Origin of the sequence: Pseudarthrobacter sp. AL07 (assembly GCF_029960665.1) — a bacterium.
In the GTDB taxonomy this organism is placed as follows: domain Bacteria; phylum Actinomycetota; class Actinomycetes; order Actinomycetales; family Micrococcaceae; genus Arthrobacter.
Map to the genome: position 1 here is coordinate 159,030 of NZ_JASBRB010000006.1, position 25,228 is coordinate 184,257.

A 25,228-nucleotide genomic window follows, 5' to 3' on the forward strand; every position below is an offset into this window, starting at 1 on the left:
CTGAATCTGCGATTCATCAACCGGCGAGCCGCGAAAGTGGGCCCCAATCAAACTGCAAAACCGGTCCCCACTCAAACTGCCATAATCACTGAGGACGGTTGCGGAATACGTCACTTTGACGGTTTACCAACTCACCAGCACGTAAACTGGTGGAAATGCGGCAGAGGGGCTTTCATGGAAAAAACGCATCTGTCTTGTCATCGAGGACAACGATGACATCCGCGGTCTGATCACGGTGGTCATGACCCGCGCAGGCTTTTCCGTACGTTCGGTCGCCAACGGCGCCGAAGGAATTGCCGCAGCCGCTGAACCATCGGTCGCTCTGATCACCCTTGACCTTGGCCTGCCGGACATGGACGGGCACGTCGTAGCCGGGGCAATCCGGGCCTTGAGCACCGCTCCCATGCTGTTCCTCACGGCGCGGTCCGAGGAAGGCGACATACTGGCCGGAATGGCCTCCGGCGCTGCCGCCTACCTAACCAAGCCGTTCCACCCCGCAGAACTGAAGGAGCTCGCGCTGCGGCTCTGCCCGGCAAAAGCCCCCGCCCGCCCGGAAACCACGCCACAACGGCAGCTTTAGGCGGCACTTTCTCGCCAGCCCACCCGTTCACAGGCGCAGCACATATCCGGCAAATCGAAGCGATAGCTTCGTTGCCCACAAATGAGGAATGACTCCTCTCAAGAACAAACCACGCAAGGGCAACCGGGTCCGGCGTGCCGTCGTCGCCGGGGCCGTGGCCCTGACGCTTTTGGCGGGAGGCGCCACAGCCTGGGCGCTGGACCGCTTTGTTGTCCAGCACGTGGAAATCTCGGACGTCTCCGCATACCAGGCCAGTCAAACAGGCACCGACGAAAGCACGACGGCGGACACCACCACTGATTCCACCGCCGTCACCACAGACACGTCCTACGTGTCGGAGAGCTCGAACATCAACATCTCCACGGTGAGCACCGGCAGCGGCGACAGCACTGTCACCTACTACGTTGCCGCCGTCGTGCTTAACGATGCCACCACGCTCCAATCGGCCTTCGCCAACAACGGCGACTACTACGGCTTCCGTGACACCGGCATTGTGATCCGCAACGGAGTGGTGTTCCGCGATGACGGCGCCCGCCAAGGCCTTGCCTTCTACCGCGACAGCACGGTCAAGGTCTACGACGAAAGCGCCACAGCCGCCGAACAGCTCCTCGCCGACGGCGTCTGGAGCACCCTTTGCTTCGGCCCGTCCCTGCTGGACGACGGCGGGGTTGCCGAGGGCATTGAGGACGTCGAAGTGGACACCAACTTCGGCAACCACTCCATCGGCCAGGGGCGCAGCACGGGAGGCTGAGAATAAGTCTCTGGATCTGGGGCGCGGCCACCACCTGCGGACGTTACGCGGGTAGTCGAGGTCTTATCCTGTGGTGCCCGTCTTCTCGGCGTAGAAGGTGGCCTGGTCGCGCACCTGGTCCACGTAGGAGTCGGACTGGTTGTAGGAGTAGATGGCCTCAGTCCATCCGTTCGCGGCGGTGAGGTCACGGCCATGGGCGCATAAGTAACCGGCCGCGCTGAGGGCGGCATCGTCGATGTTGAAAGGATCCGCTTCGCCGTCACCGTTCCCGTCCCGTCCCGCCAGGTCCCAGGTGGAGGGGATGAACTGCATGGGTCCGACGGCGCGGTCCCAGCGAGCGTCGCCATCCAGGACGCCGGCGTCGGTATCAGCAATGGCCGCAAATCCGTTGCCGTCCAGGCTCGGGCCGACAATTGGCCCGCTCGCCTGCCCTGCGGCATTCAGGTTTCCGCCGCCGTACGCTCCGTGGTGGGATTCGACGAATCCCACTGCCGCCACCGTATTCCACCCGATCCCGCACGTCGGAGCGGAATGATTGGCCGCGCTGGCCGCACCCACGTAAGCCCGAAGCGCACGGGCGGGAATTCCCGTTTGTGCGGCAGCCAGGATGAGCCACTCGGCGTCCGCGTTCCGGGTGATATTGACGGCAGTGGTAAGGCCGGCGGAGGACGTTTCGAGTTTCGCCTCAGCCCGTGGCGGAGGAAGAGCCCCGCTGGCGGGCGCGCCGGACTGCCCGAGCGCCCAGAATGACACCGCGGTGATGACGCAGATCGCGAACACGCAGAAAACCGCCAGGCGTTTAAGTCGGAGCACGGACTTGATCCTATCGACCGAAGTCCGCCAGCAGGAACGGCGGCTGCATGACGCATGGGAAACAGCAGCCGGGCGCCTTCCCTGCCTCACGCCGTAGTTCCAGCCGCTCCAGTCGCTGCACCCGTAGTGACGCCGTAGGACTCCGTGTACTTCGACACTGCACGGCTGGACAGCTACCTCCTCGCCGCATATGGCCGCCGGAGCCGGTACAAGGTCCGCAGCAGAACGTATGTGGACAGCGCCATCAGCTTCCTGGAGGTCAAAACCGAAGGCGCCCGCGAAGCCACCGCCAAGGAACGCATCCCCTACCAGCTCACGGACCGCTCCCGGCTGACGGTCGAAGGCCTTGACTACGTTCAGGAAACCCTGGCCGCTTCGGTGGGCGCAGCGCCCGCCGGAACCCTCGGTCCGGTCCTCGAAACCCGCTACCACCGAACCACGCTCCACCTGCCGGACTCCGGCGTCCGCACCGCCCTGTCCGTCACTGCCCTCGCCCTCGCCGTCGGGCTGGCCGGCTGCTCTGCCGCTGGCACTTCCACGGGGACGCCATCACCGGGACCACGTCCGTATCCACCGGCAGCACTTCCAACTCGTCTATAACCTCCGTCACGGCACAGGCCGCGGTTTCCCTGGATACCCTCGCGGGCAGATCTCACCATCGCCGGCACCGGCTCGCTGGCCGTGAACGGCAACTTCAACGACGGCATCTCCTCCAAGGGCGGCCTCGTGCTGGCCTCCGGCAACGTCACCGTCAACGCCACCGACGACGGCGTGAACGCCTCGGGCGCGGCCTCAGCCTCGACCCAGGGCGGGATGGGCGGCACGGTGGTGCAGATCGCTGATTCCGCGGGCAACGTGGTGAGTGCCTTCGTGACCACCAAGACCACCGCATTTCTTGTGTTCTCCTCCGCCGCGATCACCGAAGGCGAGGAATACAGGGTCTACACCGGCGGCACGGACACGGTCGGTGCCTGACCGGGCGATGGCTCCTTGGATGGCGCCGATCAGGTGGGCACCGTGACGGCCGGCGAGTGCACCTCGGCCCAGGGCCTGGGCGGTGGCGGCTTCGGCGCCCGTCCCTGACCCCTGCCAAAAGGCCCGTCACCAACAAAAAGGTAACGGTCGTCTTGGGTCCTGTGAGCATTCCGGATATCGGCGCATACTTAAACGCACAAGCAGCCACGGCCTTGGGAGGACACCATGAAGTTTCTCGGAGCACTGATTCTCATCTGGCTGATCATCGGAGGAATCGCCGCCTGGCAGCGCGGCTACTTCGGCGGGGCTCCCGGGTCCTGTGCCCAGGCTGGAACGGTGGCCGTGACCATCGTCGCCGGGCCTTTGAACTATATGGGCGTCAACCCGCAGATCGCCTGCGAGCTGCCCCAACCTTCCCAGTAACCACATCCTTGGTGCAGCGGCGGCCGGTCCCTAGAGTAGGGAATGCCCGGCGTCGGCTTTTGCTTGCGCCCGAAACTGATTCCGAAGCTTCGAAAGGACCGCCGAGATGGCATTCGTCACCGTTGGAACCGAGAACAGCACCGACATTGAGCTCTACTACGAAGACCACGGGAGCGGCCAGCCCGTGGTCCTGATCCACGGCTACCCGCTGGACGGATCCTCCTGGGAAAAGCAGACCAAGGCCCTCCTGGAGGCCGGCTACCGCGTGATCACCTACGACCGCCGCGGCTTCGGCAAGTCCAGCAAGACCACCAGCGGCTACGACTATGACACGTTCGCCGCCGACCTCAGTACGCTCCTGAACCGGCTGGAAGTCAACAACGCCGTGCTGGTGGGATTCTCCATGGGCACAGGTGAAGTTGCCCGCTACCTGAGCACGTACGGTTCGGCCCGGGTGGCCCGCGCAGCATTCCTTGGATCGCTGGAGCCGTTCCTCCTAAAAACAGACGACAACCCTGACGGCGTTCCCCAGGAAGTCTTCGACGGACTCACCGAAGCGGTCACATCGGACCGGTATGCGTTCTTCACGGAATTCTTCAAAAACTTCTACAACACCGACACGTTCCTGGGCACCCCGCGACTCAGCCAGGAAGTCCTTGACGCCAGCTGGAGAATCGCCGCCGATGCAGGCGCCACCGCATCAGTGGCCGCGCAGCCCCCATGGCTGACCGACTTCCGCGGGGACATCCCCCGGATTGATGTCCCCGCGCTGATTGTCCACGGCACGGCGGACAACATCCTGCCCATCGATGCCACCGGCCGCCGGTTTGCCAAGTCCCTGCCCAGCGCCCAGTACGTGGAGATCGACGGCGCCCCGCACGGCCTGCTGTGGACGCACGCCGCGGAAGTCAACGAAGCCCTGCTCGCCTTCCTCAAAAAGCAGGCCGGATAACAAAAAGAGCGGAGGGGCCAGGCGATTCGCCTGGCCCCTCCACTCTTTTAAGGCTTAGTCAGCTCAAGCCCTGGCAGCCTTGCCCGGCAGCGCCAGCTTGAAGACCTTCGCCCAGGACGATCCCACCTGCTTCAGCAGCGGACCTGTAGTGTACTTCAGGCCGTAGCGCTGGCAGATCTCGCGTACCCGCGGAGCGACCTCGGCGTACCGGTTGGACGGCAAGTCCGGGAACAGGTGGTGCTCGATCTGGTGCGACAGATTGCCTGTCATCAGGTGCATGAACTTGGAACCGGAGATGTTGGCGGAACCGATCATCTGCCGGACGTACCAGTCACCGCGGGTTTCGCCTTCCACCATTTCCTCTGTAAAGGTGTCAGTGCCTTCCGGGAAGTGACCGCAGAAGATCACGGCGTGCGCCCAGACGTTGCGGACGGCGTTGGCGGTCAGGGTGCCGTAGAGCGCCTGCTTGCCGGAACCGGTGAGCATGGCGACGGCAGGAGTGGCGGCGTAGTCCTTGGTGAACTGGGTGACCACCTTGCGGCCCAGGGCCTTGAGGTCCTTGACGAGCGCTTCCTTGGACTTCTTGCCTGCCTGGTACTCAGCAAGCTCGAGGTCATAGATGGCGATGCCCCATTCGAACAGCGGGGAAAGGATGGCGTTGTACAGCGGGTTGCCCAGGTTGTGGGGCTGCCACGGCTGGTCCTCGTCCATGCGCAGAAGGTTGTACCCGACGTCGTTGTCCTTGCCAACCACGTTGGTCCAGCGGTGGTGGAGGTCATTGTGCGTGTGCTGCCAGGCGCGTGAGGGGGTGACGAAGTCCCACTCCCATGTGGTGGAGTGGATGTCCGGGTCCCGCATCCAGTCCCACTGCCCGTGCAGGATATTGTGGCCGAGTTCCATGTTTTCCAGGATCTTGGCCAAACTCAGCAGCGTGGTGCCGGTGACCCAGGCTGCCTTGTTCTTGCTGACCAGCAAAGCCGCGCGGCCGGAGATCTCCAGCCCGCGCTGGATCTTGATCATGCGACGGATGTAGGCGGCGTCGGAGGCGCCGCGCTTGGCCAGGATTTCGTCGCGGATCGCGTCGAGTTCGCGGCCCAGCTCAGCTACCTGTTCATCCGACAGGTGCGCTGCGGCAGGAGGACGGACCAGCGGGCTGCCGGACTCGGCCAGCGCCCCGGGACGCGTCTTTGCCGCTCCGGTGGGGGCGGTCTTGCCTTCGGAAACTTTCTTGCTTTCTGAAACTACTGACATGCGGTATTGCTCCTCAGAGTTCGAGGTTGACGGGTCCGGCGGCTGCCGAGACACACGTTTGGATTAGTTGGCCGGGTTCGCCGTGGACCTCGTTGGTGCGAAGGTCACGGACCTGTCCGGCCAGGAGCGGGGTCAGGCAACTGTGGCAGATTCCCATTCGGCAGCCGCTGGGCATGAGCACCCCGGCGTCCTCGCCGACGTCGAGCAGCGGAGTATCGCCGTCGGCGTCAACTTCCCGGTCCGACGCCTCAAAGGTGACCAGGCCGCCGTCGTGCCCCACACCCCCTGCGAAGGTGGTGTTGAACCGTTCAATCATCAGGTTGCCGGGATCGCCGGCGATGGCAACATCGGATCCAGGGGCGCCGGCGGTGAGGGACGCCTGCTTCCACAGGGCCTCGGCGTCGTCCAGGAAACTGTCCGGACCGCACGCGTACGCGGCCCGTTCCTTCCAGTCCGGGCAGATCTCATCGAGCTCGGCCGTGTTGGTCAGGTCCATCCGGCCCTGTTCGCCGGTGTACCAGTGGGCCAGCCGGAAGTTGGGGAACTGGTCAGCCAGTTCGGCGAGTTCCTCGCGGAAGAGGCTGTCGCCGGGCGTGCGGGCCGAGTGCACCAGCACGACGTCGGCATCCGGGCGGCGCGGAACAAGGGTGCGGATCATGGACATCACCGGAGTGATGCCGCTGCCGGCGGTGACCATAAGGAGCGGCCTGGGGTGCTCGGGAAGCACGAAGTCGCCCTGCGGGGGTGCCAGGAAAAGGACGTCACCAGGTTTGGTGGTCCGAACCAGGGTTCCGGAAACTGCGCCGACGTCGGTGACGGTGATGGCGGGGTCCTTGCCGGCGGGGGCGCTCAGCGAATAGGAGCGCCAGTGGCGGACGCCGTCGAGCTCAACGCCGATGCGCGCCCACTGGCCGGCCAGGTGCGAATGCCAGCCGCGGCCGGGACGAAAGAAAATGGTGGCCGACTGCGCCGTTTCCTGGACCACGCGGGTCACCACTCCGCGGAGTTGGCGCGCAGAGAAGACAGGGTTGAAGAGCGCCAGAATATCTTCCGGTGCCAATGGCGTGGTCAGTACGGAAGCCGCCTGTGCCAGCTGACGTAGCCGGATCATGCAGTAAAACCTAATGCGGCGCGAGCCATATTTCTCTCTCCTGACCGTTACCGCAGTCATGCAGTAAAAATGGGGCACTTAGCCCCCTAAGCCCCCTACAAGCCTAACGGCTGTGGCTTATGGATGGTTCCTTGAGTAATATTACTAAGGATACTGACTAGTATCCACTGCAGGTCACGCGAATAGCCAGACCGACGGCGGGGACGGTTGTCAGCGGCTGTCCCGGTCCTCGAACTCCTCGTCGAGGTCATGGTGCCTGAACTCCGTCTCCGGATTCGGTTCGCCCTCGGCCACGTACTCATAGTCCAATTGACGCTGAACCTGGCTGTCCAGAACCTGTAGCTCCCGGTCCGGAACGGTGGAAAGATCTTCCGGGAACTCGTCTTCCGGCGTCAGGTGTAGTTTTTCGGACATGGTGAGCCTCTCTGGGCCGTGAGGAATAACCGGGCCTCAATGGCCCGCACCTTCTCAGGATATTACGTTCCGGGCGGATCACCCAGCGGAATCAGCCCTGGATCAGGAACGGGCCGGGGTTCAGCCGACGGCGGCCGCAATGTGCCGGGCGATGTTGCCCAGCAATTTGGCATTGAAGTCAACGCCCAACTGGTCCCGCCTGTCCCGCAGCGCGCTGCCCGCAAAATACCTGTTGTCCTCATCGTCAACGCTCGGCAGGATGCTCCGGCTGACGGAGACACGCGGCTGATGGCTGTGTCCTGTCGCGGCCCAGGCGTCCCGGAAGAGTTGGATTTGCTCTACCTGCAACTGGTCGAAGGGGATACCGGTGTCCTCGGTGAGCAGGGTGGAGCTCATCAGGTTCATGCCAAGCCCGGCCGCCCACACGGCGGTGTTGCGGCTTCCCGCCCCCACCAGATCCGCTCCGCGAGACCCGGCGACTGCGGCTGGATCGGCAACAGGCCGGCGGCACCGCCGGCGTAGCGCGGGTCCGCCTCGGCCACTCCGGCGCCGCTGTTGGCGTGCCGCAACTGGGCTGTGTGCCGGCGGGCCATGTCTGCGTCGGTTTCATTTTCTGCTGGCTGCCAGCAGCGGGAACGGGGACGCCTGCTGACGGGCGAAGTGGTGCACGCGGAAGAACGCGCCGTCGATTCCGAGTTCCTCGGCGGCCACCGCCAGCTCAATGCCCTGACGCAGGGCCTCGCCGGCGGTGCTGGTGCGGGAGCCCTGGCCGGGGCCCCAATGGCCGAACGAAAGGAATCCAATGCGTCGCATGTATGGCCCAACCTCCCTGCGGCGGGCCGCATTCCCGGTTGGCCGTGAGTCTGCCGGTGTCCAGCCCCTGAACGTCAAAACATCGGCAGCAGAAAGCCGGCGACAAGCGCCACGGCACCGATCCCGGCGAGCACCCGGCCAAGCACGACGGCGGTCCGCCCCACCGGTTCGGGCGCTGCGGTCTGCCACTGCGTGGGGCGCTTGGGGTGGTAGTAGATCGGCAGGGTGTCGCCCACGGCCAGGTCCTTGATGTCGTGGGGTGACATCGGGGCGTGGTGGACCTGGTACTTGCGGTCAAACCAGCGGAAGCCCGTTCCGGTAGCGTCCGCGTAGACCACTGCTTCCGCAATGTTCCAAGGGTGCACAAACCGCCGGAGGATGCCCGAGTAGAACAACAGGGCAAGCCCCGGCGGAAGGCACAGCCAGGTCATCATTTCCAGAATGGGACCTGCCATTTCAAGCGCAGTGGGCATAGCAATGATGCTACCGGGAGTTCCGACCCCCAGCATGAGCCTGCCCGGCGGAATCAGCCGATGGGCTCGGCCATCTGCTCCACCACGTACTGGGCATCCACGGTGGATCCGGTCACGGGGTCTGTCATCTCCACTTTCCAGCTGCGGGCGTACTGGTTCACGCCGCTGGTCATGGCCACCGTGCCGGAATTGAGGACCGTCCTTTTTGTCCACATAATGCACCCAAAACGCCTTTTACCTCGAGTTATGTGGACAAAAACTCTCCATCAGGCGCGGAGCAGGATATCCCGGGTGACGGCCAAGTGATGATCAATAGCCTCCTGCGCCTTAGCGGCATCGCCGGACACCAGGGCATCGAGGATGTCCTGGTGTTCGGCGCACACCTTTCCGCGCCGGTCACCGGTGCGGAACAGGGCAGCGACGCCCACCAGGATCTGCCGGACATGCAGTTTGCTGTACGTTCGGGAGATGAGCTCATTGCCCGCGGCGTCGATCAGCAGCTGATGGAAGAGGGTGTCCAACCGGATGAACTCCTGCGCAGCGTCCGCATTCAGCTCATTCGGAAGCTGGGCCTGCTGGTCGAGGGTGTCCTGCATGGTTTCCGCAGGAACGCGGCGCTGTTCGATCACCAGGCGGGCGGCATGGCTTTCCAGCACACCCCGGAGCTCCATAAGTTCCGACATTTCGCGGCCCGTTACCGGCGGAACATAGGCACCGCGCTGCGGAATCAGTTCCACCAGGCCGTCGGAGACGAGCAGCAGAAGCGCCTCCCGGACCGGAGTTCGCGAGACGCCGATCTCCGCGGCCAGTTCCTGCTCGTTCAGGAACTTCCCCTGCACCTCCGGGTCAATCAGGATGTTTTCCCGCAGGTACGCGTACGCCTTCTCGCGGCCGGACGCCGACGTCGCCGAACTTTTTCGCATACATTATGTATACAACAGACTGGAGTAATTTCATGCGTTTAGCAGTGGCCCAAATCATCTCCGGCGCCGATCTGGCCGCCAACCTGGAGCTAATCCGAGACTACGCCACGCGGGCCAAAGCCGCCGGAGCCGAGCTCGTGGTGTTCCCGGAAGCCGCCATGCGCGCCTTCGGCAACAGCCTGACGGACATTGCCGAACCGCTGGACGGGCCGTGGGCCGCCGCCGTCCGCAGCATTGCCCACGAGCTGGACATCACCGTGGTAGCGGGCATGTTCACCCCTGGCGGGGGTGGCCGGGTGCGGAATACCTTGCTGGTCACCGGCCCGGGCGTCGAGACCTCCTACGACAAGATCCACCTCTTTGATGCATTTGGTTTCGCCGAATCCGATACCGTCGACGCCGGAACAGCCCCCGTGACCTTCGAGGTGGGCGGCACCACTTTCGGCTTGGCCACCTGCTACGACGTACGTTTCCCGGCACTGTTCACGGCCAACGCCAAAGCCGGCGCCCAGGTCAACATTGTCTGCGCCTCGTGGGGGGCCGGCGAGGGCAAAGCTGAACAGTGGGACCTCCTGGTCCGCGCCCGCGCCCTGGACAGCACCACCTTCGTAGTGGCCACCGGTCAGGGAGATCCGGCGAGCGTCGGCATCGCCTCCGCCGGCAAGGCTCCCACCGGCGTTGGCCACAGCGCCGTCATCTCTCCCCTGGGTGCTGCCCTGGTGGCCCTCGGCGGCAAACCGGAACTCGCCGTCGTCGACATTGACCAGTCCGTCGTAGCAGAGGTCCGCGGCAAACTGCCTGTCCTGGCTAACGCCCGGACCTTCTGACCCCGCGGGCCGGCCCGGCGAATTCTCCCCGCGAGGGCCGGCCGCAAGGGCGGTGAGTCGCCGTTCATTTTCAGGAAACGTTGCCCTTTTCAGCGCCCGACGGCGACTTCTCACCACGTGCGCGCACCGCCGCCCGCCGTCGCTGGCACCAAGGGCGCAAGGCTTCCTGCCGGAGCGTCATTCAACAGGTTCTGTTTACACGCCGGAAACATCACGGTCATGCGATCTTCACGAAAGACGCCGGTCCGTAACCTGTCCGCAACTTAGTGAAGTGCAAACGGAAACACGCGGCGGCAAATATTGATCGGGGGGATACGCGGGACACCTATGAGAAGTCCCCGTATTCAGGATCAATGAAAGGGACCCACCGGTGGAGATCACTGCGCAACACGTCTGGATGATGATCGCGGCGGCAATGGTGCTGCTTATGACACCCGGACTCGGTCTTTTCTATGGCGGCATGACGCGTGCCAAGGCAGCACTGAACATGATCATGATGAGCTTCATCTCTGCCGGGATCGTGGGAGTTGTGTGGGTCCTGTGGGGTTATTCCATGACCACCGGCGACGGAATCCTCGGCATTTTTGGCGACCCTTTCGCCAACTTCGGGCTGCAGAACCTCATGGGCTCCCCTGACCTCATCAAAGCCGGTTTCAGCGCCACCTTCGCCATCATCACCGTGGCCCTCATCAGCGGCGCCATCGCGGACCGTGCCAAGTTCAGCGCGTGGGCAGTGTTTGTGCCGCTTTGGGTCACGCTGGTCTATTGCCCCCTGGCCTACATGATCTGGGGCGGCGGGCTCATGAGCGCCGGCGGAGCCATCACCCAGGTCTTCGGCCAGGTCATCGACTTCGCCGGCGGTGCAGTGGTGGAGATCAGCTCGGGCACGGCGGCCCTGGTCCTGGCCCTGGTGGTTGGCCAGCGCCACGGCTTCGCCAAGGATCCCAGCCACCGCCCACACAATGTCCCCTTCATCATGCTCGGCGCGGCCATCCTGTGGTTCGGCTGGTTCGGGTTCAATGGCGGCGCCGCCACCACCGCGGAGCAGGCCGGCCTGATCTGGATCAACACCCTGGTAACCCCGGCCGCGGCCATGCTCAGCTGGCTGCTGACGGAGAAGATCCGCCACGGCCACCCCACGTCTCTAGGCGCAGCCTCCGGTGTTGTGGCCGGCCTGGTGGCCATCACACCGTCCTGCGCCAACATCAGCCCAGTGGCCGCCATCGGTCTGGGCCTGGTTGCCGGTGCAGCCAGCTGCGTGTTTGTTGACCTGAAGTACCGGTTCGGCCTTGACGACTCCCTGGACGTGGTGGGAGTGCACCTCGGCGGCGGGCTCATCGGCACACTCGCCCTGGGCTTCATCGCCCTCCCCGTGGACGGCCAGGGCGGCGGCCTCTTCTACGGCGGCGGTCTCCAGCAGCTGACGGCTCAGGCCGTAGCGGTAGTGGTCACAGTGGCCCTCTCCGGTGGCGTGACCCTGGTGATCGGCCGGGCCATCAACAAGACCATCGGGTTCCGGGTGAGCTACGAAGCCGAGATGGTAGGCGTGGATCTTTCCGAGCATGCCGAGACCGCCTACGCCTTCGGTGGGCTTGGCAGCCACTTCAACCCGCTGGTCCGCCGGACGCCGGAACCTGCTGCGGCTCCTGCTCCCGCCAAGGAAGACACCTTCGCCTAAGGACAGAGGCTACTGAACGCCTTCTGACGCCTCCGGTTGAGCCCGTTCAGCCTGACGTGAACGGGCTCAGTCGGCCAGGATCTGGTAGAGCGCGCGGCGGGTTTCGTCGAGCTTTTCCACCGCGGCATTGCGCTGTTCTTCCGTGGCTGCCGTGCGGAACTGATGAATGACCCCCATCAGCTTGCCCACACTCTGGTGGAAGGCCTGCCCGGATCCTTCCGCATCGCTGTTCCACGCGTTCTCCAGCTCCTCCGCATGCTCGGCCACATAGGCCTTGCCCGCATCGGTGAGGGTGAAGTCGGTCCGCCGGCCCTCGCTGAGGGGCTCAATCAGGTCCTCGTCCACCAGTTGCTGCAGGGTCGGGTAGATCGACCCCGGGCTGGGCCGCCATGCCCCCGACGTTTTCTCCGCGATGGTCTTGATCAGGCCATAACCGTTGGAGGGGGACTCGGCCAGGAGGGACAGGATGGCCCACCGGACATCACCCCTGCTTGCCCGCCGGGGACCCGGACCGAAGCCGGGACCAAACCCGCCACCCGGACCGAAGCCCGGGCCGAATCCTCCGCCGCGGTGCCCGTGCGGTCCGCGACGGCCCCTGCCACGCTCAAACCGTCCCCGCCCGAACGTCGGTTCCAAAAACTTGTCGTCGTGAATGCCTTTCATGGTGGCATCCTCCCTTTCCTTCGTTCTTAATGAATGGTTATCGGTCAACTACTCACCGATACTTAACGATATATCGGTATGTATCGCGCGACAAGACCCGGCACGGAACCAGGGGACGGTAAGTACCGGGTTGGCATCAGTTGGTCCAGCATCTGGATGCAACAGGTGCAGCGGCGTATCCTGTTCACACGTCGCGAGCTTGAGGGCTGAACAATGGCGCAGCAAAAGAAACGCAGGCACCGGTTGGCCTCCACCTTGGGCAGGGTAATCGGATTCTTTGCGGCGAGCGCCATGTGCGGCGTCCTGGCCGCAAGCCTGGTGGTGCCCGCTGTTGCGACTGTCGGCTATGGAGTCAGTACCTCCATCAGCTACTTTGAAAATCTGCCCACGGAACTGATCGTCGCGCCGCCGTCGCAATCCACAAAAGTCCTCACCTCCGACGGCCAACCGATCGCCGCGTTCTATACCGAGAACCGGATCAAGATCCCCCTGGACCGGATATCCCCCTATGTCCGGGATGCCATCGTCGCCATCGAGGACAGCAGATTTTATAAGCACCCGGGCATTGACCCGCAGGGGATCCTCCGCGCTGCAATCTTCAACCTGACGAGTGAGGGCAGGCAGGGCGCATCCACCATCACCCAGCAGTACGTCACCAACGTGATCAATGAGTCCTTCGTGTCCCAGGACAAGACTGACGAGGTGATCCTCAGCGGCCAGAAGAGCGTCGGGGACAAGCTCCGCGAGATGAAGCTGGCCATCGCACTGGAGAAGAAATTCAGCAAGGACCAGATCCTCGAGGGCTACCTGAACATCGTGTTCTTCAACCGCGAGGCCTACGGAATCGAGGCGGCGGCACGGTACTTCTTCAGCACCACGGCGGCCGATCTCACGCTGCCGCAGGCCGCCCTGCTGGCCGGGCTGGTCAACAGCCCCAGCTACTACAACCCCGCGGTCAATCCGGAGCAAGCCGCAAGCCGTCGGAACCAGGTTCTTGCCGAGATGCTGGCCACGGGCAAGATTACCCAGGCGGACCACGACGCCGCCGCGGCCACCCCTATCGAGTTGAAGCTCAGTCCGGCGAAGCAGGGCTGCGCCCACGCCCAGATGGCGCCGTACTTCTGCGACTACATTTCGCATCTGATCCTGAACAACCCGGCCTACGGCACCAGCCTGATCGAGCGGGAGCGAAAGCTGTACCGCGGCGGCCTCACCATTGTCACCTCGCTGGACAGCCGGCTGCAGGCGGCGGCGCAGGCGCAGGTGGACATCACTGCCGGGGCGAATCCTGACCGCTGGGGCGCGTCACTGGTGACCGTCCAGCCGGGCACCGGGAAAATCCTGGCAATGGCGCAGAACACGGTGTTCCTGCCGGCCGAGGGCAGGTTCGATACGCAGCTGAACTTCAATGTGGATTCCCGTGATCCGCAAGGCAATAACCTCAACGGGGCGGGCGGCTTCCAGCCCGGCTCAACCATGAAGCCCTTCACGTTCGCCGAGTGGCTGAACGAGGGCAAACCTCTGACAGGCGTGGTCGACGCCTCCCGCCGGGTGTATCCGCTGGACTTCCCGTGGCGCTCCAGCTGCGGAAAGGTGCTGGGCGCCTACAGCACGGCCCAGAACAACCTTGAGTTGGGCGCCGCCGATGACCTGCAGAATGCCGACGAGGGCTACTACCGCCCCATGCCCGTGAACTACGGGCTGTACAACTCGATCAACACCGCCACCTTCGCCTCGGCCACCCAGCTCGATTTCTGCGGCATCCAGAAGATGGTGGACGCCGTGGGGCTGCACAGCGGACTCGACGGCGCCCAGATCAACATGCACCAGCTGGGCAATCTCCTCGGCGCCATCGGCGTCGCCCCGGTCCACCTGGCCAACGCTTTCGCCACTTTCGCCAACGACGGCCGGTACTGCACCCCCATCGCAGTGCTTGAGGTGACGGAGGTGTCGGGCGGGAAACTCCCGGGCCAGACCAGCGAGTGCCGCGACGCCGTCAAGCCGGAGGTTGCCCGAGGCGTAAACGCGGTGCTCCAGGACGTGCTGAAGGTCGGCTCCGGGGTGTGGATCAACCCCAAAATCCACACGCTGATGCCCGTTGCCGCCAAGACCGGCACGTCCAACAACAACGGCTCCACCTGGGTGGTGGGCTACACCTCGGGATTGGCCACGGCGTCCTTCTTTGGCGATGCACTGGAAGGCCAAAACCGCCCCGGCCAGAACGTCACCGTCAACGGCCAGTTCTACCCGCGCCTTGACGGCTACATGATCGCCGGGCCGCAGTGGGTCAACTACATGCTCCAGGCCGCCCCGCTCTACCCGGCCAACCCGTTCCCGGCCCCGCCGGCATCCATGATTGCTCCGCCGAAACCGACTCCTCCACCGGCCGCGCCGAGGCCTGCACCCGCCCCGGCGCCCGCACCCGCTCCCGTGCCCGCACCCGCTCCCGCTCCGGCGCCGGCTCCCGTGCCAGAGCCACCTCCTGCTCCTGTTCCCGCGCCCGTCCCGCCGTCCGCGTCCGATATTCCGGGCCTTCCGCCGCAGAACGGCGTCCCGGGCGGAAGACCCTAGGAGCCGACGACCCTGACAGCCGACGACGGCGGGTAGCGCCGCCGTCGTGCGTTCTCCTAAGTGGTGCCGCGCCAGAGCCGCTGCCACCACGAACGCTTCGGTTCCCGTTCGGGAGGTGCGTCTTGTGCGGGGGTGGCGCGGCGTTCGCGCCAGCGCGCCACCTCCGTTTCGACGTCGCGTGTTTTGGTGATGACGGGCGGACCGCCCTGGAGCTGGCGCCGGGCGTCGACCACCCGGGCGTTGAAGTCTGCGAGGATGTCCCGGACCTGCTTTTCGGTGAACTGGGCATCCAACCGCCCGTCCAGTTCGGCGTCTTCAGTGCGGAGCAGGATGGCTTTGGGCCCCAGCCCGCTGATGTTCTCGCGCTGGATGAGGCCCTTGACCCACCAGTCGGGATCGTAGGCCTCCCCCAGCCCGGGGATCGGCTTGCCGGCGTACTTGAGGTTGTCGAATTTGCCCTGCGCCATGGCGTCCCGGATCAGGTACTCCGCCCGCCGCGCATCGTCGACCTTTTTGCGCTTGTCCCGTTCCTTGGCCTCGGCGGCCTCGAGTTCGGCCTCTTCCTCGGCACTGATGCCGGCCCCGCGGTAGGAGCGCATTTCTGCAGCCCGTTCCAGCCGGCGCCTGAAGGCACTCTCGCCGCCCATGATCAGTCACCGCCTCCGCGCCCGTCCCGTTCCTCTCGGACTTCCAGTATTCAGAAGGCCGGTGCAGGTTTCAACGAGGGCCACTCGCGGCGGGCACCAAGCTCATTGGAGCCCCAGGGCCGGCAGCTCCGTGCCCGAGACCACAACGGCGCCGCTCGCGGTCGAATCCGGGTTCAGCATCCAGCCCACCCGCTTGGCGGTGTTCAGGATCACGACGCTCTCCACGAGCTCGATCTGCGGGATGCGTTGCTGGAGGGCCAATTCGGCGTTCATCACATCGGCCAGCGAATGCAGCCACATGAGGATGACAAAATTTGTGCTCCCCGTGGTGGACGCGCTGAGCCGGACAGTGCGGAGGCTGCGGAGTTCGGCAGCAGCGGCCTCGTGCTGGCCCGCCGGCACGTTGACGAACCACTGGCAGCTCACTGGATAGCCGGAGAGCTTTTGGGCAATTTCACAACGGAAGGACAGCAGCCCGCTTGCCAGCACCCTGTTGAGCTGCCGTTGGACTGTCGCCGGGCTCCTGCCCAGGCTCCGGGCGATCTCCGCGGCGCCCGCGCGCCCGTCCCGAGCAAGGAACGGGATCAGATCCAGGTGGCTGGGCGGCAGCGGAGCTCCGGTCATCGGGGCCACCGGACCGGCCAAGGCCTTGAGCGCATTTTGCTTCGCCTTGTCCAAAATGTTGAGCCGCCACACATAGCCACTGGAATGCAGTCGGGTGCACAACGAGGTCCGGTACTTCAGCAGTCCGGGGATCTCCTTGAACCGCGGAAGCACCTCCTCCGTGAACCGGGCCAAGGTGGGCGCTATGACTGTCAGCATAAGATCCCGGTTGCTTCCAGCTTCCTCCACCGTGACCACTTCGGGGATTGCTGCTAGCGCCGCGGTCACCTCGTCCCGCTGCCGCATTTCGCAGTCCACGTCCACCAACGCCAGGCACATCTGTTTGGGATCGCCAATCAGGTGGGCCGTCGTCCAGGCCGCCCCGGACAACTCCAGCCTGTCCCAGCGTGCGGCCAGCGTGGTGGCATGCACTCCCAGCACCGTGGCCGCATCCGACCAGCTGATCCGCGGTGCAATCTGCAGCGCGTTGATCAGTGCCAGGTCTTCCTCGCTTAGCACCACTTCGTCAACCTCCACGCTTCAGTGAATGAATCCTGCCATTTCAATCATACTTTTGGTTTTTTCCTGCAATTTCGGCGCTTGTGAACCTCATCACTTCACAATGGAAGCGGGTTACTGACCAAACGTTCAGAAATTAGGAGAGCATATGTCGATCACCACCGACGCCAGGGAACTCCAGGACGAGATCGCCCGGTTCCGCCACGAGCTGCATCAGGAACCGGAGATCGGACTGCACCTTCCCCGGACCCAGGAAAAGGTCCTAAAAGCCCTGGACGGCCTGCCGTTCGAGATCACCCCGGGCAAAAGCACGACGTCGGTCACCGCAGTTCTGCGCGGCACCGCACCGCACGCATCAGCAACAAAACCAACAGTCCTCCTGCGTGCCGACATGGACGGTCTCCCCGTCCAGGAACGGACCGGCGTCCAGTTCGCGTCCAAGATCGACGGCGCCATGCACGCGTGCGGCCACGACCTACACACCGCCATGCTGGCCGGCGCAGCCACGCTCCTGGCCGAGCGCCGGGATCAGCTGGCCGGCGACGTCGTGCTGATGTTCCAGCCGGGCGAGGAAGGATTTGACGGGGCGGCCCACATGATCCGCGAAGGCGTGCTGGACGCGGCCGGGCGCCGGGTTGACGCCGCCTATGGGATGCACGTGTTTTCCGCCTTGGAACCGCATGGCCGGTTCTGCACCAAACCCGGCGTGATGCTGAGCGCCTCGGACGCCCTCACCGTCCAGGTTCTGGGCGCCGGCGGCCACGGTTCGGCCCCTCACACAGCCAAGGACCCCGTTACGGCGGCCGCCGAAATGGTGACCGCCCTGCAGGTGATGATCACCCGCCAGTTCAACATGTTCGATCCCGTGGTCCTGACGGTGGGTGTCCTCCACGCAGGCACTAAGCGAAACATCATTCCGGAATCAGCGCGCATCGAAGCCACCATCCGAACCTTCTCGGAGGCCTCCCGGGAGCGGATGATGTCCGCCGTTCCCACCCTGCTGAAGGGCATCGCCGCAGCCCACGGCCTCGAGGTGGACGTCGACTACCGCCACGAGTACCCGCTCACCGTCAACGACGACGACGAAACACGCACCGCCGAAAAGACCATTGAAGACCTCTTTGGACACTCGCGCCTCACCCGCTGGGCCACACCGCTCAGCGGATCCGAGGATTTTTCGAGGGTGCTGGCGGAGGTACCCGGGACGTTTATCGGGCTCAGCGCCGTCGCCCCCGGCGCCGACCACACCGAAACGGCATTCAACCACTCCCCCTACGCCGCCTTCGACGACGGCGTGCTCTCCGACGGAACCGCGCTCTACGCAGAGCTGGCCGTCTCCCGCATCGCAGCCCTGGCCTCGGCCAACTGAACTCCCCTCACCTCTTGGAGCATGAAATGACCACAACTGCAGGCGCCCCAGCTGACGTCCAGGTTCACAAGTCCCACCTGCGCACGCTCATCGGCACAGGCATCGGCAACGCCGTCGAATGGTACGACTGGGCCATCTACGCCACCTTCTCGCCATTCATCGCGAGCGCACTGTTCAGCAAGGCGGATCCGACGTCGGCCTTCCTCGCCACCTTGGCGATCTTCGCCGTCGGCTTTGTCGCCCGTCCGTTCGGCGGCTTAGTGTTCGGCTGGATCGGTGACCGGATCGGCCGCAAGACGTCCATGACGTTCGCAGTCGGCCTCGCCGCCCTGGGCAGCCTGATCATCGGCGTCGCCCCCACCTTCGAAGCCGTGGGGGCCTTCGCCTCGGTCCTGCTGCTGGTGGCCCGGCTCATCCAGGGCCTTGCCCACGGCGGCGAGCTGCCGTCGTCGCAAACGTACCTCTCGGAGATGGCGCCCAAGGAAAAGCGCGGCTTCTGGGCAACACTCATTTACACTTCCGGTACGGTGGGCATCCTTGCCGGAACCATGCTCGGCGCCATCCTGTCCAACGTGTTGAGCACGGCCGACATGAACGCCTGGGGCTGGCGGGTGCCATTCCTGATCGGCGGCGCCCTGGGCCTCTACGCCCTGTTCATGCGGGCCCGCATGAAGGAAACGGCGGCGTTCGAGGCAGAATCGCCCAAGGAAAAGCGCGAGCCGATGTGGCCGCAGATTTACAAGCACCGCAAGCAGGCCCTCCAGGTGATTGGCCTGACCGTCGGCCTGACTGTGTCCTACTACATCTGGGGCGTGGTGACTCCAAGCTACGCCTCGACGGTACTGAAGATGGACCGCGGCGAGGCCCTCTGGGCCAGCGTGATCGCCAACGTACTGTTCATCGCCGCCCTGCCCTTCTGGGGCAAGCTTTCGGACCGGATCGGCCGCAAGCCGGTGATGATCATGAGCGCCGCCGGCTCCGCGCTGTTCCACTTCCCAATGACCTGGCTGCTGAAGGACTCCCCGTGGCAGCTCACGGTCACCATGTCCGTCATGCTGTTCTTCATCGCGGGCAGTGCGGCAATCGTCCCGGCCGTTTACGCCGAACTGTTTCCCACCAGCATCCGTACGGTGGGCGTGGGCGTCCCCTACTCGATCTGCGTCGCGGCCTTCGGGGGTACCGCGCCGTACCTGCAGGCATGGCTCGGCAGCATCGGGCAGGGCAACCTATTCAACGTCTACGCCGTGGTCCTGCTGGCCATCAGTATCGCGTTTGTGTTCACCATCCCTGAAACGAAGGGCAAGGACCTGACGCACGCCTAGGCACCGGGTACCCACAACAAAAGGGGAGAGTACGACGCCGGGACGGTCCGGCGTCGTACTCTCCCCTTTTGCGTGAAAGGCGCCAGCCCGTTCAGGCGCGGGCGTGCCGGGGGTGCAGGGCGTCGATCTGCCCTGCCGCCTCCCGCAGGCCCTCTTCCATGCCCATCCGGACCATCTGCTCTTCTCCTTCGGTACCAGGCAAGCCCGTCCCGCAGCGCCACATGCTTCTGGACGGCGGCGAAACGTCCGAATCTCTAAGCTGATCTACAATTATTTGGTTGTTTGATACGCCCGGGGCGGCAGGGTGTCAAGACACCCCGGCAGCATCCCGGTTTGACGCAGGTGCCCACCATTGCCCACAGTTGGTCAGTGCCCGCTACTATCCCCACCGAAGTGCAAGGTCCGGCAGCCCCGGACATGCCGTCCCGACGGCGGCAGATCGCTGCCCTGATCGGCTTCCTCGCGCTCTCCTGGTCCGTGTCGTTCGTGGGATCCCTCCCGGTCCGCGCGGCTACGGGCGGCTGGTATGCCCTGGCCGACAAAGCCCCCTGGACGCCTCCCGGGCTGATGTTCACGTCCGTCTGGCTGGTCCTGTACGCGGCCATGGCCGTGGCGGCCTGGCTGGTGTGGCGGCAGCGGCGCCTCCCCCGCCGCCGGGCACTCACGCTGTACGGGCTCCAGCTGGCCCTGAACCTGCTCTGGCCCATGACGTTCTTCGGCCTGCACTCCGCCCTGGGGACCGCGGCGCTCTGGCTGGCTCTGTCCCTCCTCGCCGCCCTCACGCTCACGGCGGTCCTGACAGTCCTGCGCTTCGGACCCATCAGCCAGACTGCCGGCGTCCTGATGCTGCCGAACGTATCGTGGCTGGTGTTTTCGGCGTCCCTGAACCTTTACGCAGCCGTCAGTAACTAAGGCCGGCGCGGGCGTGTAATCGCTCACACTTTCGCCGTTTCTGTTGCAAATGCGGGCGGCGACCATGAAGCATGGGAACGGGACCTTGTTCCCGCATAACCAAGATCAGCAATCCTCACCGACGAGGATGCGGCACCCTCAAGGACGACGCGGAGCCGTTAACTGCATGAGCGAAAGTACTGACAATGACGTTTGAGAACACTGACTCCATCACGCTGAAAATCTGGGACCGGTTTGCCATTGAGCACACCCTTGAGAGCGTTGTGCACGATCTTTCGGTCAAGGCGAACACCACCAAATGCCGCATCGCGGTCCAGTGCAGCGGCCCCAACACTTTCACGGTCAGCGTCCGTGGCCAGGAACGCCAGCTCGCCACCGCCTGATCGGTTCACAGCCAAAAAACTGAAGCGGACGACCGCGGGAGGTTCCCGGCGTCGTCCGCTTCCGTTTTGCGTCCGGGTCAATAGCCTTACGCCCGCGCCTGGCGGCTCACCATCTCGCTAATCCAGCTCGGCGCGAACGGCGAGGTGCAGTTCGGCGGTGTCGGATAGTCCTTGAGGACCTCGAGCCGTTCGCCGATTTTAAGCGCGCGGGCCCGGAGCTCCGCGTGCTCGATGCCAATGAAGGCCAGCGTCTGGTTCATCGCCCACTGCAGCCGGTCCGGGGCGTCCTTCATCTCCGCCTCGATGGTGTCCAGAAGCCCCGGGAGGTCGAGCCCCACGGGCTTCTTCGCCACGCGTTCGCTGGTCAGGGCCCAACCGGCGCTTGCCACGACCGGATCCGGATCCGCCGTCCAAGCCACGCGCAGGTCCTCCGCGTGCGGGCTTTTCTTCACCACATAGTTCACCAGCCAGTCGTGCACCTTGGGGGCGCGCGCCTCGCGCAGCATGGTCTCCAGTTCGTCGCGTTCGAAGGCATTCGGCCGGCAGATCAGCAGCGCCACAAGCCTCGCCGGAGTGTCCTTCGTGGCCCAGAGTGCGCGCGCGAGTTCCTGCTGCGTCTTCAGCCGCTTGGCGACAGCGCGCAGCTTGGACAGGTTCACGCCATGGTCATCGCCGCGCTTCTCATTCGCCTCGCGAACCTTCGGGTCCTCAAGCACGGCCAGCTCGGCCATCACTTTGTCCAGCAGCCCCGCCGTAATCGTCTCCGACATTGTCACCCTTTCGGTCACCGTCCTGTCGGTTCCAGCCTACGGCTGACAGAGCGGAGACGGACGACGGCGGGAGGTTTGGTGGCTGCCAGCCACCCGGGGCCGCTCATCGGCCGCCGGTGGCCACCCAGGAACCGAGCGGCTCGGCCGCCACTTCTGTGTCCTCTTCCTCGGTCCCGCACGGCACAAAGCCGCGCGCCTGGTAGTTCGCCAAGGCCGCGGGACCATCGAGGCTGCAGGTGTGGACCCAGACTCGGGACACCTGCGGGAGGTCGATGCGTTGTGTCAGCGACCAGGCCGCCGTAATGCCGTGCTCCAGCAGCAGGCCGCCGAGGCCCCGGCCGATCGCCTGCTCGGAAAGGCCGAAGTACCTGACCTCCACGTGCGTGCCATCTTCGGCCGCGACGGGTTGCAGGTGGGCATACCCCCACGGCACGCCCTCACCATAGAGGACCCAGAATTCCGTTCCGGGTACCGCGAGTTCCTCGGCCCACTGCTGCCGCGTCCACTCGAGCCGGTCCGTCCAGTGCCACGGTCCGCCGACCAGGCCATAGAGGAAGCGGACGAACTCCGGAGTGACCCCATCAGCCCGGTCCAGCCGTGCCTCCTCGGGCAACGGGCGCTCCGTCCAGGCGGGCGGCTGGAGCATCTGGAGCGTTGTGGTGGTGACCTTCATAGACAGCTCAAATTTTCGATCTCGATCATCTGTCAATCCTATTTGCGACCGAGAGTAGGGCGTCTACTCTTCGCCGTTGTCCCGCGCTTCCAGGTGCTTCGCCATGGCCTCGCAGGCCTGGTTCCAGCGAGCAGTGAGGGCCTGCCGGTTCAACGGTTCGAACATGCTGTTGAGGACTTTCTCGACTGCGTCGTATGCGGCGTCCCGAACCCGTTCCTGCGCTGCTTGGCTGTAATAGTTCATGACAGGGATTCGTTGCGGCGACGCCGAAAGATGGTCTGCCACGGCCACCATGGCTGGGCCAGGCGCCGCGGGCAGGGACGGACGACGGCGGGTCCTCCCGCCGTCGTCCTCCCGTCTTTGGTGCTAGCTGTCTTTGGTGCTGTAGGTGCGGAGCCGGGCGAGGCAGTAGTTTTTGACGCAGTGCCGGACCGGCCGCGGCAGCCGCGGATACACCAGGGCTGACCACCGGGTGGTGCGGTGGAACAGGCGGCTGTGGCGGTCGCTCCACGGCAGCCCGAAACCGGCGCGCAAGTGGTCCGGCAGCAGCCCGGCGGTGATGAACCGGATCAGCGGCATACTCATCCGCAGCCAGAGCGGACCCGCCGGTGGGTACAGGAGGTCGCGACCGACGCGGGCGGTCACGGCGTCCAGTTCCAGACTCCGAAGTGACGCGTCCCAGTATGTCCCGAAGGCTGCGCGGTCGGCGGGCCACAGGTCCGCCGGCAATTGCAGGACCGTGCCGATTCTTGCGTAGTCGCTGTACATGAGGTCGGCTGCGTCGTCGTCGAGCGGGCCGTAGATTTTCTCGTAGACGGTGATGGCAGTGTCGTACAAGGTGGCCACCACCCATAATTGCGCCTGGGCATCGAACGCGCTGTACCCGCGGGAGCTGGCGTCGGGTTTTCGACGGACCGCAGAGTGGGCCCGATTGACTTTGCGCCGCACGGCCGCGACCTGGTCCTCGGTGCCGTAAACCACGGCGTAGACGTAGGTGACAGTGGCCCGGAAACGGTCCAGCGGCCGGGCAGTAAAGTCACTGTGTTCGGCGACGCCATGGCCAACCGCGGGGTTGGCGATCTGCAGCAAGATGGCGCGGCCCGCGCCGGCGAGCAATACGCCTTCAGCGCCGATATCAGCCAGGGTCCGCACCATGGACCCACGATACCGGAGAAGGCACCCGCGCCCGGAGGAAGCACCCCCGCTGGCGGGGAAGGTTGCCGGAATCGGCGGCAGCGCCTACGCCCATATTCCCGGCGAGCCCTACGTGTACGTCGCCGGCCAGATGAGTCTCGATGCACCGGGCCTCGCGGAAACACTGGCCTGGCCGGAGGGGCCTGCCCACATCCATGCGATCCTCATGCACGAGCTGGGGCACGTCCTGGGACTGGACCACGTGGATGATCCCACGCAGCTCATGTGTGGCGAAAACAGCGGGCAGTTCGACTTTGGCGATGGCGACCGTGCGGGGTTGGCGTTGCTGGGAACCGGGGAATGCATGCCGCGGCTGTAACCGCGCGGTAACCACGGCGGGGCGGCTAACCGTTTGCCCGTCAGCGTACGACGGCGGGGACCTCCCGCCGTCGTACGCTTTCCGTTTTGGTGCTGCCCGGCACAGTCCCGGAAGTTGACACCCGCAGGTGCGTGCGGTTGACTTTTGCATATGCTGAAATAACAGTTCCATGATGCGGAATAAAATATCCGCATAGCCTTACACCGTGGATGCCAGCATCGAAACACGAGGACTTGCCTCATGCATCTTGAACAGTTCAACGCGGCCGGCCGCGCCGAGGCCGCCGATTTCCTGCGCCCCTGCCTGGACATCCAACGCTGGATCGACGAGCTCGCCGACGCTCGGCCCTATTCCAGTCCCGACGCACTCTTGGCGGCAGGCCGCGGCGCAGCCAATCCCTTCACCCCGGCAGAGATCGAAGCAGCCCTCGCCCACCACCCGCGGATCGGCGAGCGGGCGCAGGGCGACAGCGCGGAAGCCAGGCTGTCCCAGTCAGAACAGGCCGGGCTGGGCGTGGCCGACGCGGCCATCGCCGAGGCCCTGGCTGAAGGCAACCGGGCCTACGAGGAGAAGTTCGGGCAGGTGTTCCTGATCCGCGCCGCCGGCCGCAGCCGGGAGGAGATCCTGGCCGCCCTCAACACCAGGCTCGCTCACACCCCCGAAGCGGAGCAATCAATCATTGGCCAGCAGCTGCGGGAAATCGCAGTGCTCCGACTCGAAGGACTGATGGGCAAATGAGCATTTCCCACGTCACCACCCATGTGCTCGATACCGGTTCCGGAAAACCGGCGGCCGCGGTCCCGGTAACTCTCCACGTGCTCGACGGCGAGCGTTGGGTCCGGATCGCCGACGGCGCCACCGACGCGGACGGACGCATCAAAGAGCTGGGACCAGAGCGGCTGCCCTCGGCGACGTACCGCCTGGCGTTCGACACAGGCAAGTACTTCGCCGCCAGCGGCACCGAGACGTTCTTCCCGGAGGTGACCCTCACGTTTGGTGTGGTGGAGTCGGAGCCGCACTACCACGTGCCGCTCCTGCTGAGCCCGTTCGCGTATTCCACCTACCGGGGCAGCTGAGCAGTCAGGCAGTAGCCCCTTGGCGGCCGCGCGTCGGAGCCCTTGGCCGCCGATTGTGACTGTCTGCTCGCCTTGACGCGCGGATCGTCGCCTAGATAATCTCGACATGCAATAAAGTTTTCTCACAGAACGAAAACTTGAGCCAATTATTCAACGATGAAAAGAGGCTGGACGTGGCTGCAGGAGAAGAGACCTCCCATATCCTCAGCGGGTTGACAAACCA

General features: G+C 64.8%; 29 protein-coding genes and 2 pseudogenes. 16 read left to right on the top strand and 15 right to left on the bottom strand.

From position 1 onward, the window contains the following. Positions 1-199 precede the first annotated feature (199 nt). Positions 200-580: a response regulator gene (locus tag QK290_RS08310; protein ID WP_282330237.1), complete on the top strand. Its 381-nt coding sequence runs from the start codon at positions 200-202 to the stop codon at positions 578-580. An 88-nt stretch (positions 581-668) separates the two neighbouring features. Continuing rightward, positions 669-1,304: pseudogene (locus QK290_RS08315) on the top strand (phosphodiester glycosidase family protein); the annotation flags it as partial. Positions 1,305-1,394: 90 nt separating this feature from the next. On the opposite strand, the gene QK290_RS08320 reads toward QK290_RS08315, so the two are convergent. After that, complete coding sequence (locus QK290_RS08320; RefSeq protein ID WP_282330204.1) at positions 1,395-2,144, bottom strand: lytic transglycosylase domain-containing protein; 750 nt, start codon at positions 2,142-2,144, stop codon at positions 1,395-1,397. 144 nt (positions 2,145-2,288) lie between these two features. Between QK290_RS08320 and QK290_RS08325 the strand changes: the two genes are divergently transcribed. From QK290_RS08325 to QK290_RS08340, 4 genes are all read left to right on the top strand, one after another. Then, a complete protein-coding gene (locus tag QK290_RS08325; protein WP_282330206.1) occupies positions 2,289-2,744 on the top strand; it encodes a VTC domain-containing protein in 456 nt (151 codons plus the stop codon). Positions 2,745-2,777: 33 nt separating this feature from the next. Next, on the top strand, positions 2,778-3,119 hold the full coding sequence (locus QK290_RS08330; protein ID WP_282330238.1) for a carbohydrate-binding domain-containing protein: 342 nt from the start codon (positions 2,778-2,780) through the stop codon (positions 3,117-3,119). Positions 3,120-3,344: 225 nt separating this feature from the next. Then, positions 3,345-3,542 carry a hypothetical protein gene (locus QK290_RS08335; protein ID WP_282330207.1) on the top strand — a complete coding sequence of 66 codons (198 nt, stop codon included), beginning with the start codon at positions 3,345-3,347 and terminating at the stop codon, positions 3,540-3,542. A gap of 106 nt (positions 3,543-3,648) precedes the next feature. After that, positions 3,649-4,494 (top strand): alpha/beta hydrolase, encoded by an 846-nt coding sequence (locus QK290_RS08340; RefSeq protein ID WP_282330208.1) that lies wholly within the window; start codon positions 3,649-3,651, stop codon positions 4,492-4,494. 63 nt (positions 4,495-4,557) lie between these two features. Here QK290_RS08340 and QK290_RS08345 read toward each other — a convergent pair whose 3' ends face one another. The 7 genes and pseudogenes from QK290_RS08345 to QK290_RS08375 all read right to left on the bottom strand — a co-directional run bounded on the left by QK290_RS08345 (position 4,558) and on the right by QK290_RS08375 (position 9,479). After that, a complete protein-coding gene (locus QK290_RS08345) occupies positions 4,558-5,745 on the bottom strand; it encodes an acyl-CoA desaturase (RefSeq protein ID WP_282330209.1) in 1,188 nt (395 codons plus the stop codon). 13 nt (positions 5,746-5,758) lie between these two features. Then, a complete protein-coding gene (locus QK290_RS08350) occupies positions 5,759-6,856 on the bottom strand; it encodes a ferredoxin reductase (RefSeq protein ID WP_282330210.1) in 1,098 nt (365 codons plus the stop codon). 210 nt (positions 6,857-7,066) lie between these two features. Further along, positions 7,067-7,270: a hypothetical protein gene (locus tag QK290_RS08355; RefSeq protein ID WP_141141640.1), complete on the bottom strand. Its 204-nt coding sequence runs from the start codon at positions 7,268-7,270 to the stop codon at positions 7,067-7,069. Positions 7,271-7,390: 120 nt separating this feature from the next. Continuing rightward, positions 7,391-8,083, bottom strand: a pseudogene (locus tag QK290_RS08360) (hypothetical protein). A 74-nt stretch (positions 8,084-8,157) separates the two neighbouring features. Then, positions 8,158-8,556 carry a hypothetical protein gene (locus QK290_RS08365; protein WP_282330211.1) on the bottom strand — a complete coding sequence of 133 codons (399 nt, stop codon included), beginning with the start codon at positions 8,554-8,556 and terminating at the stop codon, positions 8,158-8,160. 53 nt (positions 8,557-8,609) lie between these two features. Continuing rightward, entirely contained in the window at positions 8,610-8,771 is a 162-nt protein-coding gene (locus QK290_RS08370) for a DUF2848 family protein (RefSeq protein WP_282330212.1), read from the bottom strand. A 51-nt stretch (positions 8,772-8,822) separates the two neighbouring features. Next, positions 8,823-9,479, bottom strand: a complete 657-nt coding sequence (locus QK290_RS08375) for a GntR family transcriptional regulator (protein WP_282330213.1) — start codon at positions 9,477-9,479, stop codon at positions 8,823-8,825. 32 nt (positions 9,480-9,511) lie between these two features. Between QK290_RS08375 and QK290_RS08380 the strand changes: the two genes are divergently transcribed. Together QK290_RS08380 and QK290_RS08385 are read left to right on the top strand one after the other, a co-directional pair. Continuing rightward, positions 9,512-10,306, top strand: coding sequence for a carbon-nitrogen hydrolase family protein (locus QK290_RS08380; RefSeq protein ID WP_282330214.1), 795 nt, complete (start codon positions 9,512-9,514; stop codon positions 10,304-10,306). 370 nt (positions 10,307-10,676) lie between these two features. Beyond that, a complete protein-coding gene (locus QK290_RS08385; protein WP_282330215.1) occupies positions 10,677-11,984 on the top strand; it encodes an ammonium transporter in 1,308 nt (435 codons plus the stop codon). A gap of 66 nt (positions 11,985-12,050) precedes the next feature. On the opposite strand, the gene QK290_RS08390 is transcribed toward QK290_RS08385, so the two are convergent. After that, complete coding sequence (locus tag QK290_RS08390) at positions 12,051-12,647, bottom strand: PadR family transcriptional regulator (RefSeq protein WP_282330216.1); 597 nt, start codon at positions 12,645-12,647, stop codon at positions 12,051-12,053. A 213-nt stretch (positions 12,648-12,860) separates the two neighbouring features. Between QK290_RS08390 and QK290_RS08395 the strand changes: the two genes are divergently transcribed. Further along, a complete protein-coding gene (locus QK290_RS08395; RefSeq protein WP_282330217.1) occupies positions 12,861-15,218 on the top strand; it encodes a transglycosylase domain-containing protein in 2,358 nt (785 codons plus the stop codon). A 56-nt stretch (positions 15,219-15,274) separates the two neighbouring features. Here the strand turns inward: QK290_RS08395 and QK290_RS08400 are convergent, their stop codons facing one another. Next, positions 15,275-15,865 carry a DUF1992 domain-containing protein gene (locus QK290_RS08400; protein WP_282330218.1) on the bottom strand — a complete coding sequence of 197 codons (591 nt, stop codon included), beginning with the start codon at positions 15,863-15,865 and terminating at the stop codon, positions 15,275-15,277. Positions 15,866-15,967: 102 nt separating this feature from the next. Continuing rightward, positions 15,968-16,990, bottom strand: a complete 1,023-nt coding sequence (locus tag QK290_RS08405) for an AsnC family transcriptional regulator (protein ID WP_282330239.1) — start codon at positions 16,988-16,990, stop codon at positions 15,968-15,970. A gap of 145 nt (positions 16,991-17,135) precedes the next feature. Here QK290_RS08405 and QK290_RS08410 point away from each other — a divergent pair, with 145 nt between their 5' ends. The 4 genes from QK290_RS08410 to QK290_RS08425 all read left to right on the top strand — a co-directional run bounded on the left by QK290_RS08410 (position 17,136) and on the right by QK290_RS08425 (position 20,973). Then, entirely contained in the window at positions 17,136-18,356 is a 1,221-nt protein-coding gene (locus tag QK290_RS08410; protein WP_282330219.1) for a M20 family metallopeptidase, read from the top strand. 26 nt (positions 18,357-18,382) lie between these two features. Next, a complete protein-coding gene (locus QK290_RS08415) occupies positions 18,383-19,678 on the top strand; it encodes an MFS transporter (protein WP_282330220.1) in 1,296 nt (431 codons plus the stop codon). 369 nt (positions 19,679-20,047) lie between these two features. Beyond that, positions 20,048-20,590: a TspO/MBR family protein gene (locus QK290_RS08420; RefSeq protein WP_282330221.1), complete on the top strand. Its 543-nt coding sequence runs from the start codon at positions 20,048-20,050 to the stop codon at positions 20,588-20,590. Positions 20,591-20,775: 185 nt separating this feature from the next. Continuing rightward, positions 20,776-20,973, top strand: a complete 198-nt coding sequence (locus tag QK290_RS08425; RefSeq protein ID WP_282330222.1) for a hypothetical protein — start codon at positions 20,776-20,778, stop codon at positions 20,971-20,973. Positions 20,974-21,059: 86 nt separating this feature from the next. Here QK290_RS08425 and QK290_RS08430 read toward each other — a convergent pair whose 3' ends face one another. From QK290_RS08430 to QK290_RS08445, 4 genes are all read right to left on the bottom strand, one after another. Beyond that, positions 21,060-21,743 (bottom strand): DNA alkylation repair protein, encoded by a 684-nt coding sequence (locus tag QK290_RS08430; RefSeq protein WP_282330223.1) that lies wholly within the window; start codon positions 21,741-21,743, stop codon positions 21,060-21,062. Positions 21,744-21,846: 103 nt separating this feature from the next. Further along, on the bottom strand, positions 21,847-22,416 hold the full coding sequence (locus tag QK290_RS08435; RefSeq protein WP_282330224.1) for a GNAT family N-acetyltransferase: 570 nt from the start codon (positions 22,414-22,416) through the stop codon (positions 21,847-21,849). Positions 22,417-22,479: 63 nt separating this feature from the next. Next, on the bottom strand, positions 22,480-22,659 hold the full coding sequence (locus tag QK290_RS08440) for a hypothetical protein (RefSeq protein ID WP_282330225.1): 180 nt from the start codon (positions 22,657-22,659) through the stop codon (positions 22,480-22,482). Between the two features lie 123 nt (positions 22,660-22,782). Then, the gene (locus tag QK290_RS08445) at positions 22,783-23,571 is read right to left on the bottom strand and encodes an oxygenase MpaB family protein (RefSeq protein WP_282330226.1); all 789 of its coding nucleotides are present in this window, start codon (positions 23,569-23,571) and stop codon (positions 22,783-22,785) included. On the opposite strand from QK290_RS08445, the gene QK290_RS08450 reads away from it, so the two are divergent. The 3 genes from QK290_RS08450 to uraH all read left to right on the top strand — a co-directional run bounded on the left by QK290_RS08450 (position 23,570) and on the right by uraH (position 25,005). Further along, positions 23,570-23,929, top strand: coding sequence for a matrixin family metalloprotease (locus QK290_RS08450; RefSeq protein WP_282330227.1), 360 nt, complete (start codon positions 23,570-23,572; stop codon positions 23,927-23,929). The two genes, QK290_RS08445 and QK290_RS08450, sit on opposite strands and share 2 nt — an antisense overlap. A 240-nt stretch (positions 23,930-24,169) precedes the next feature. Beyond that, a complete protein-coding gene (gene uraD / locus QK290_RS08455) occupies positions 24,170-24,667 on the top strand; it encodes a 2-oxo-4-hydroxy-4-carboxy-5-ureidoimidazoline decarboxylase (protein ID WP_282330228.1) in 498 nt (165 codons plus the stop codon). After that, positions 24,664-25,005 (top strand): hydroxyisourate hydrolase, encoded by a 342-nt coding sequence (gene uraH / locus QK290_RS08460; RefSeq protein WP_282330229.1) that lies wholly within the window; start codon positions 24,664-24,666, stop codon positions 25,003-25,005. The genes uraD and uraH overlap by 4 nt, the downstream gene beginning before the upstream one ends. Positions 25,006-25,228: the final 223 nt, after the last annotated feature.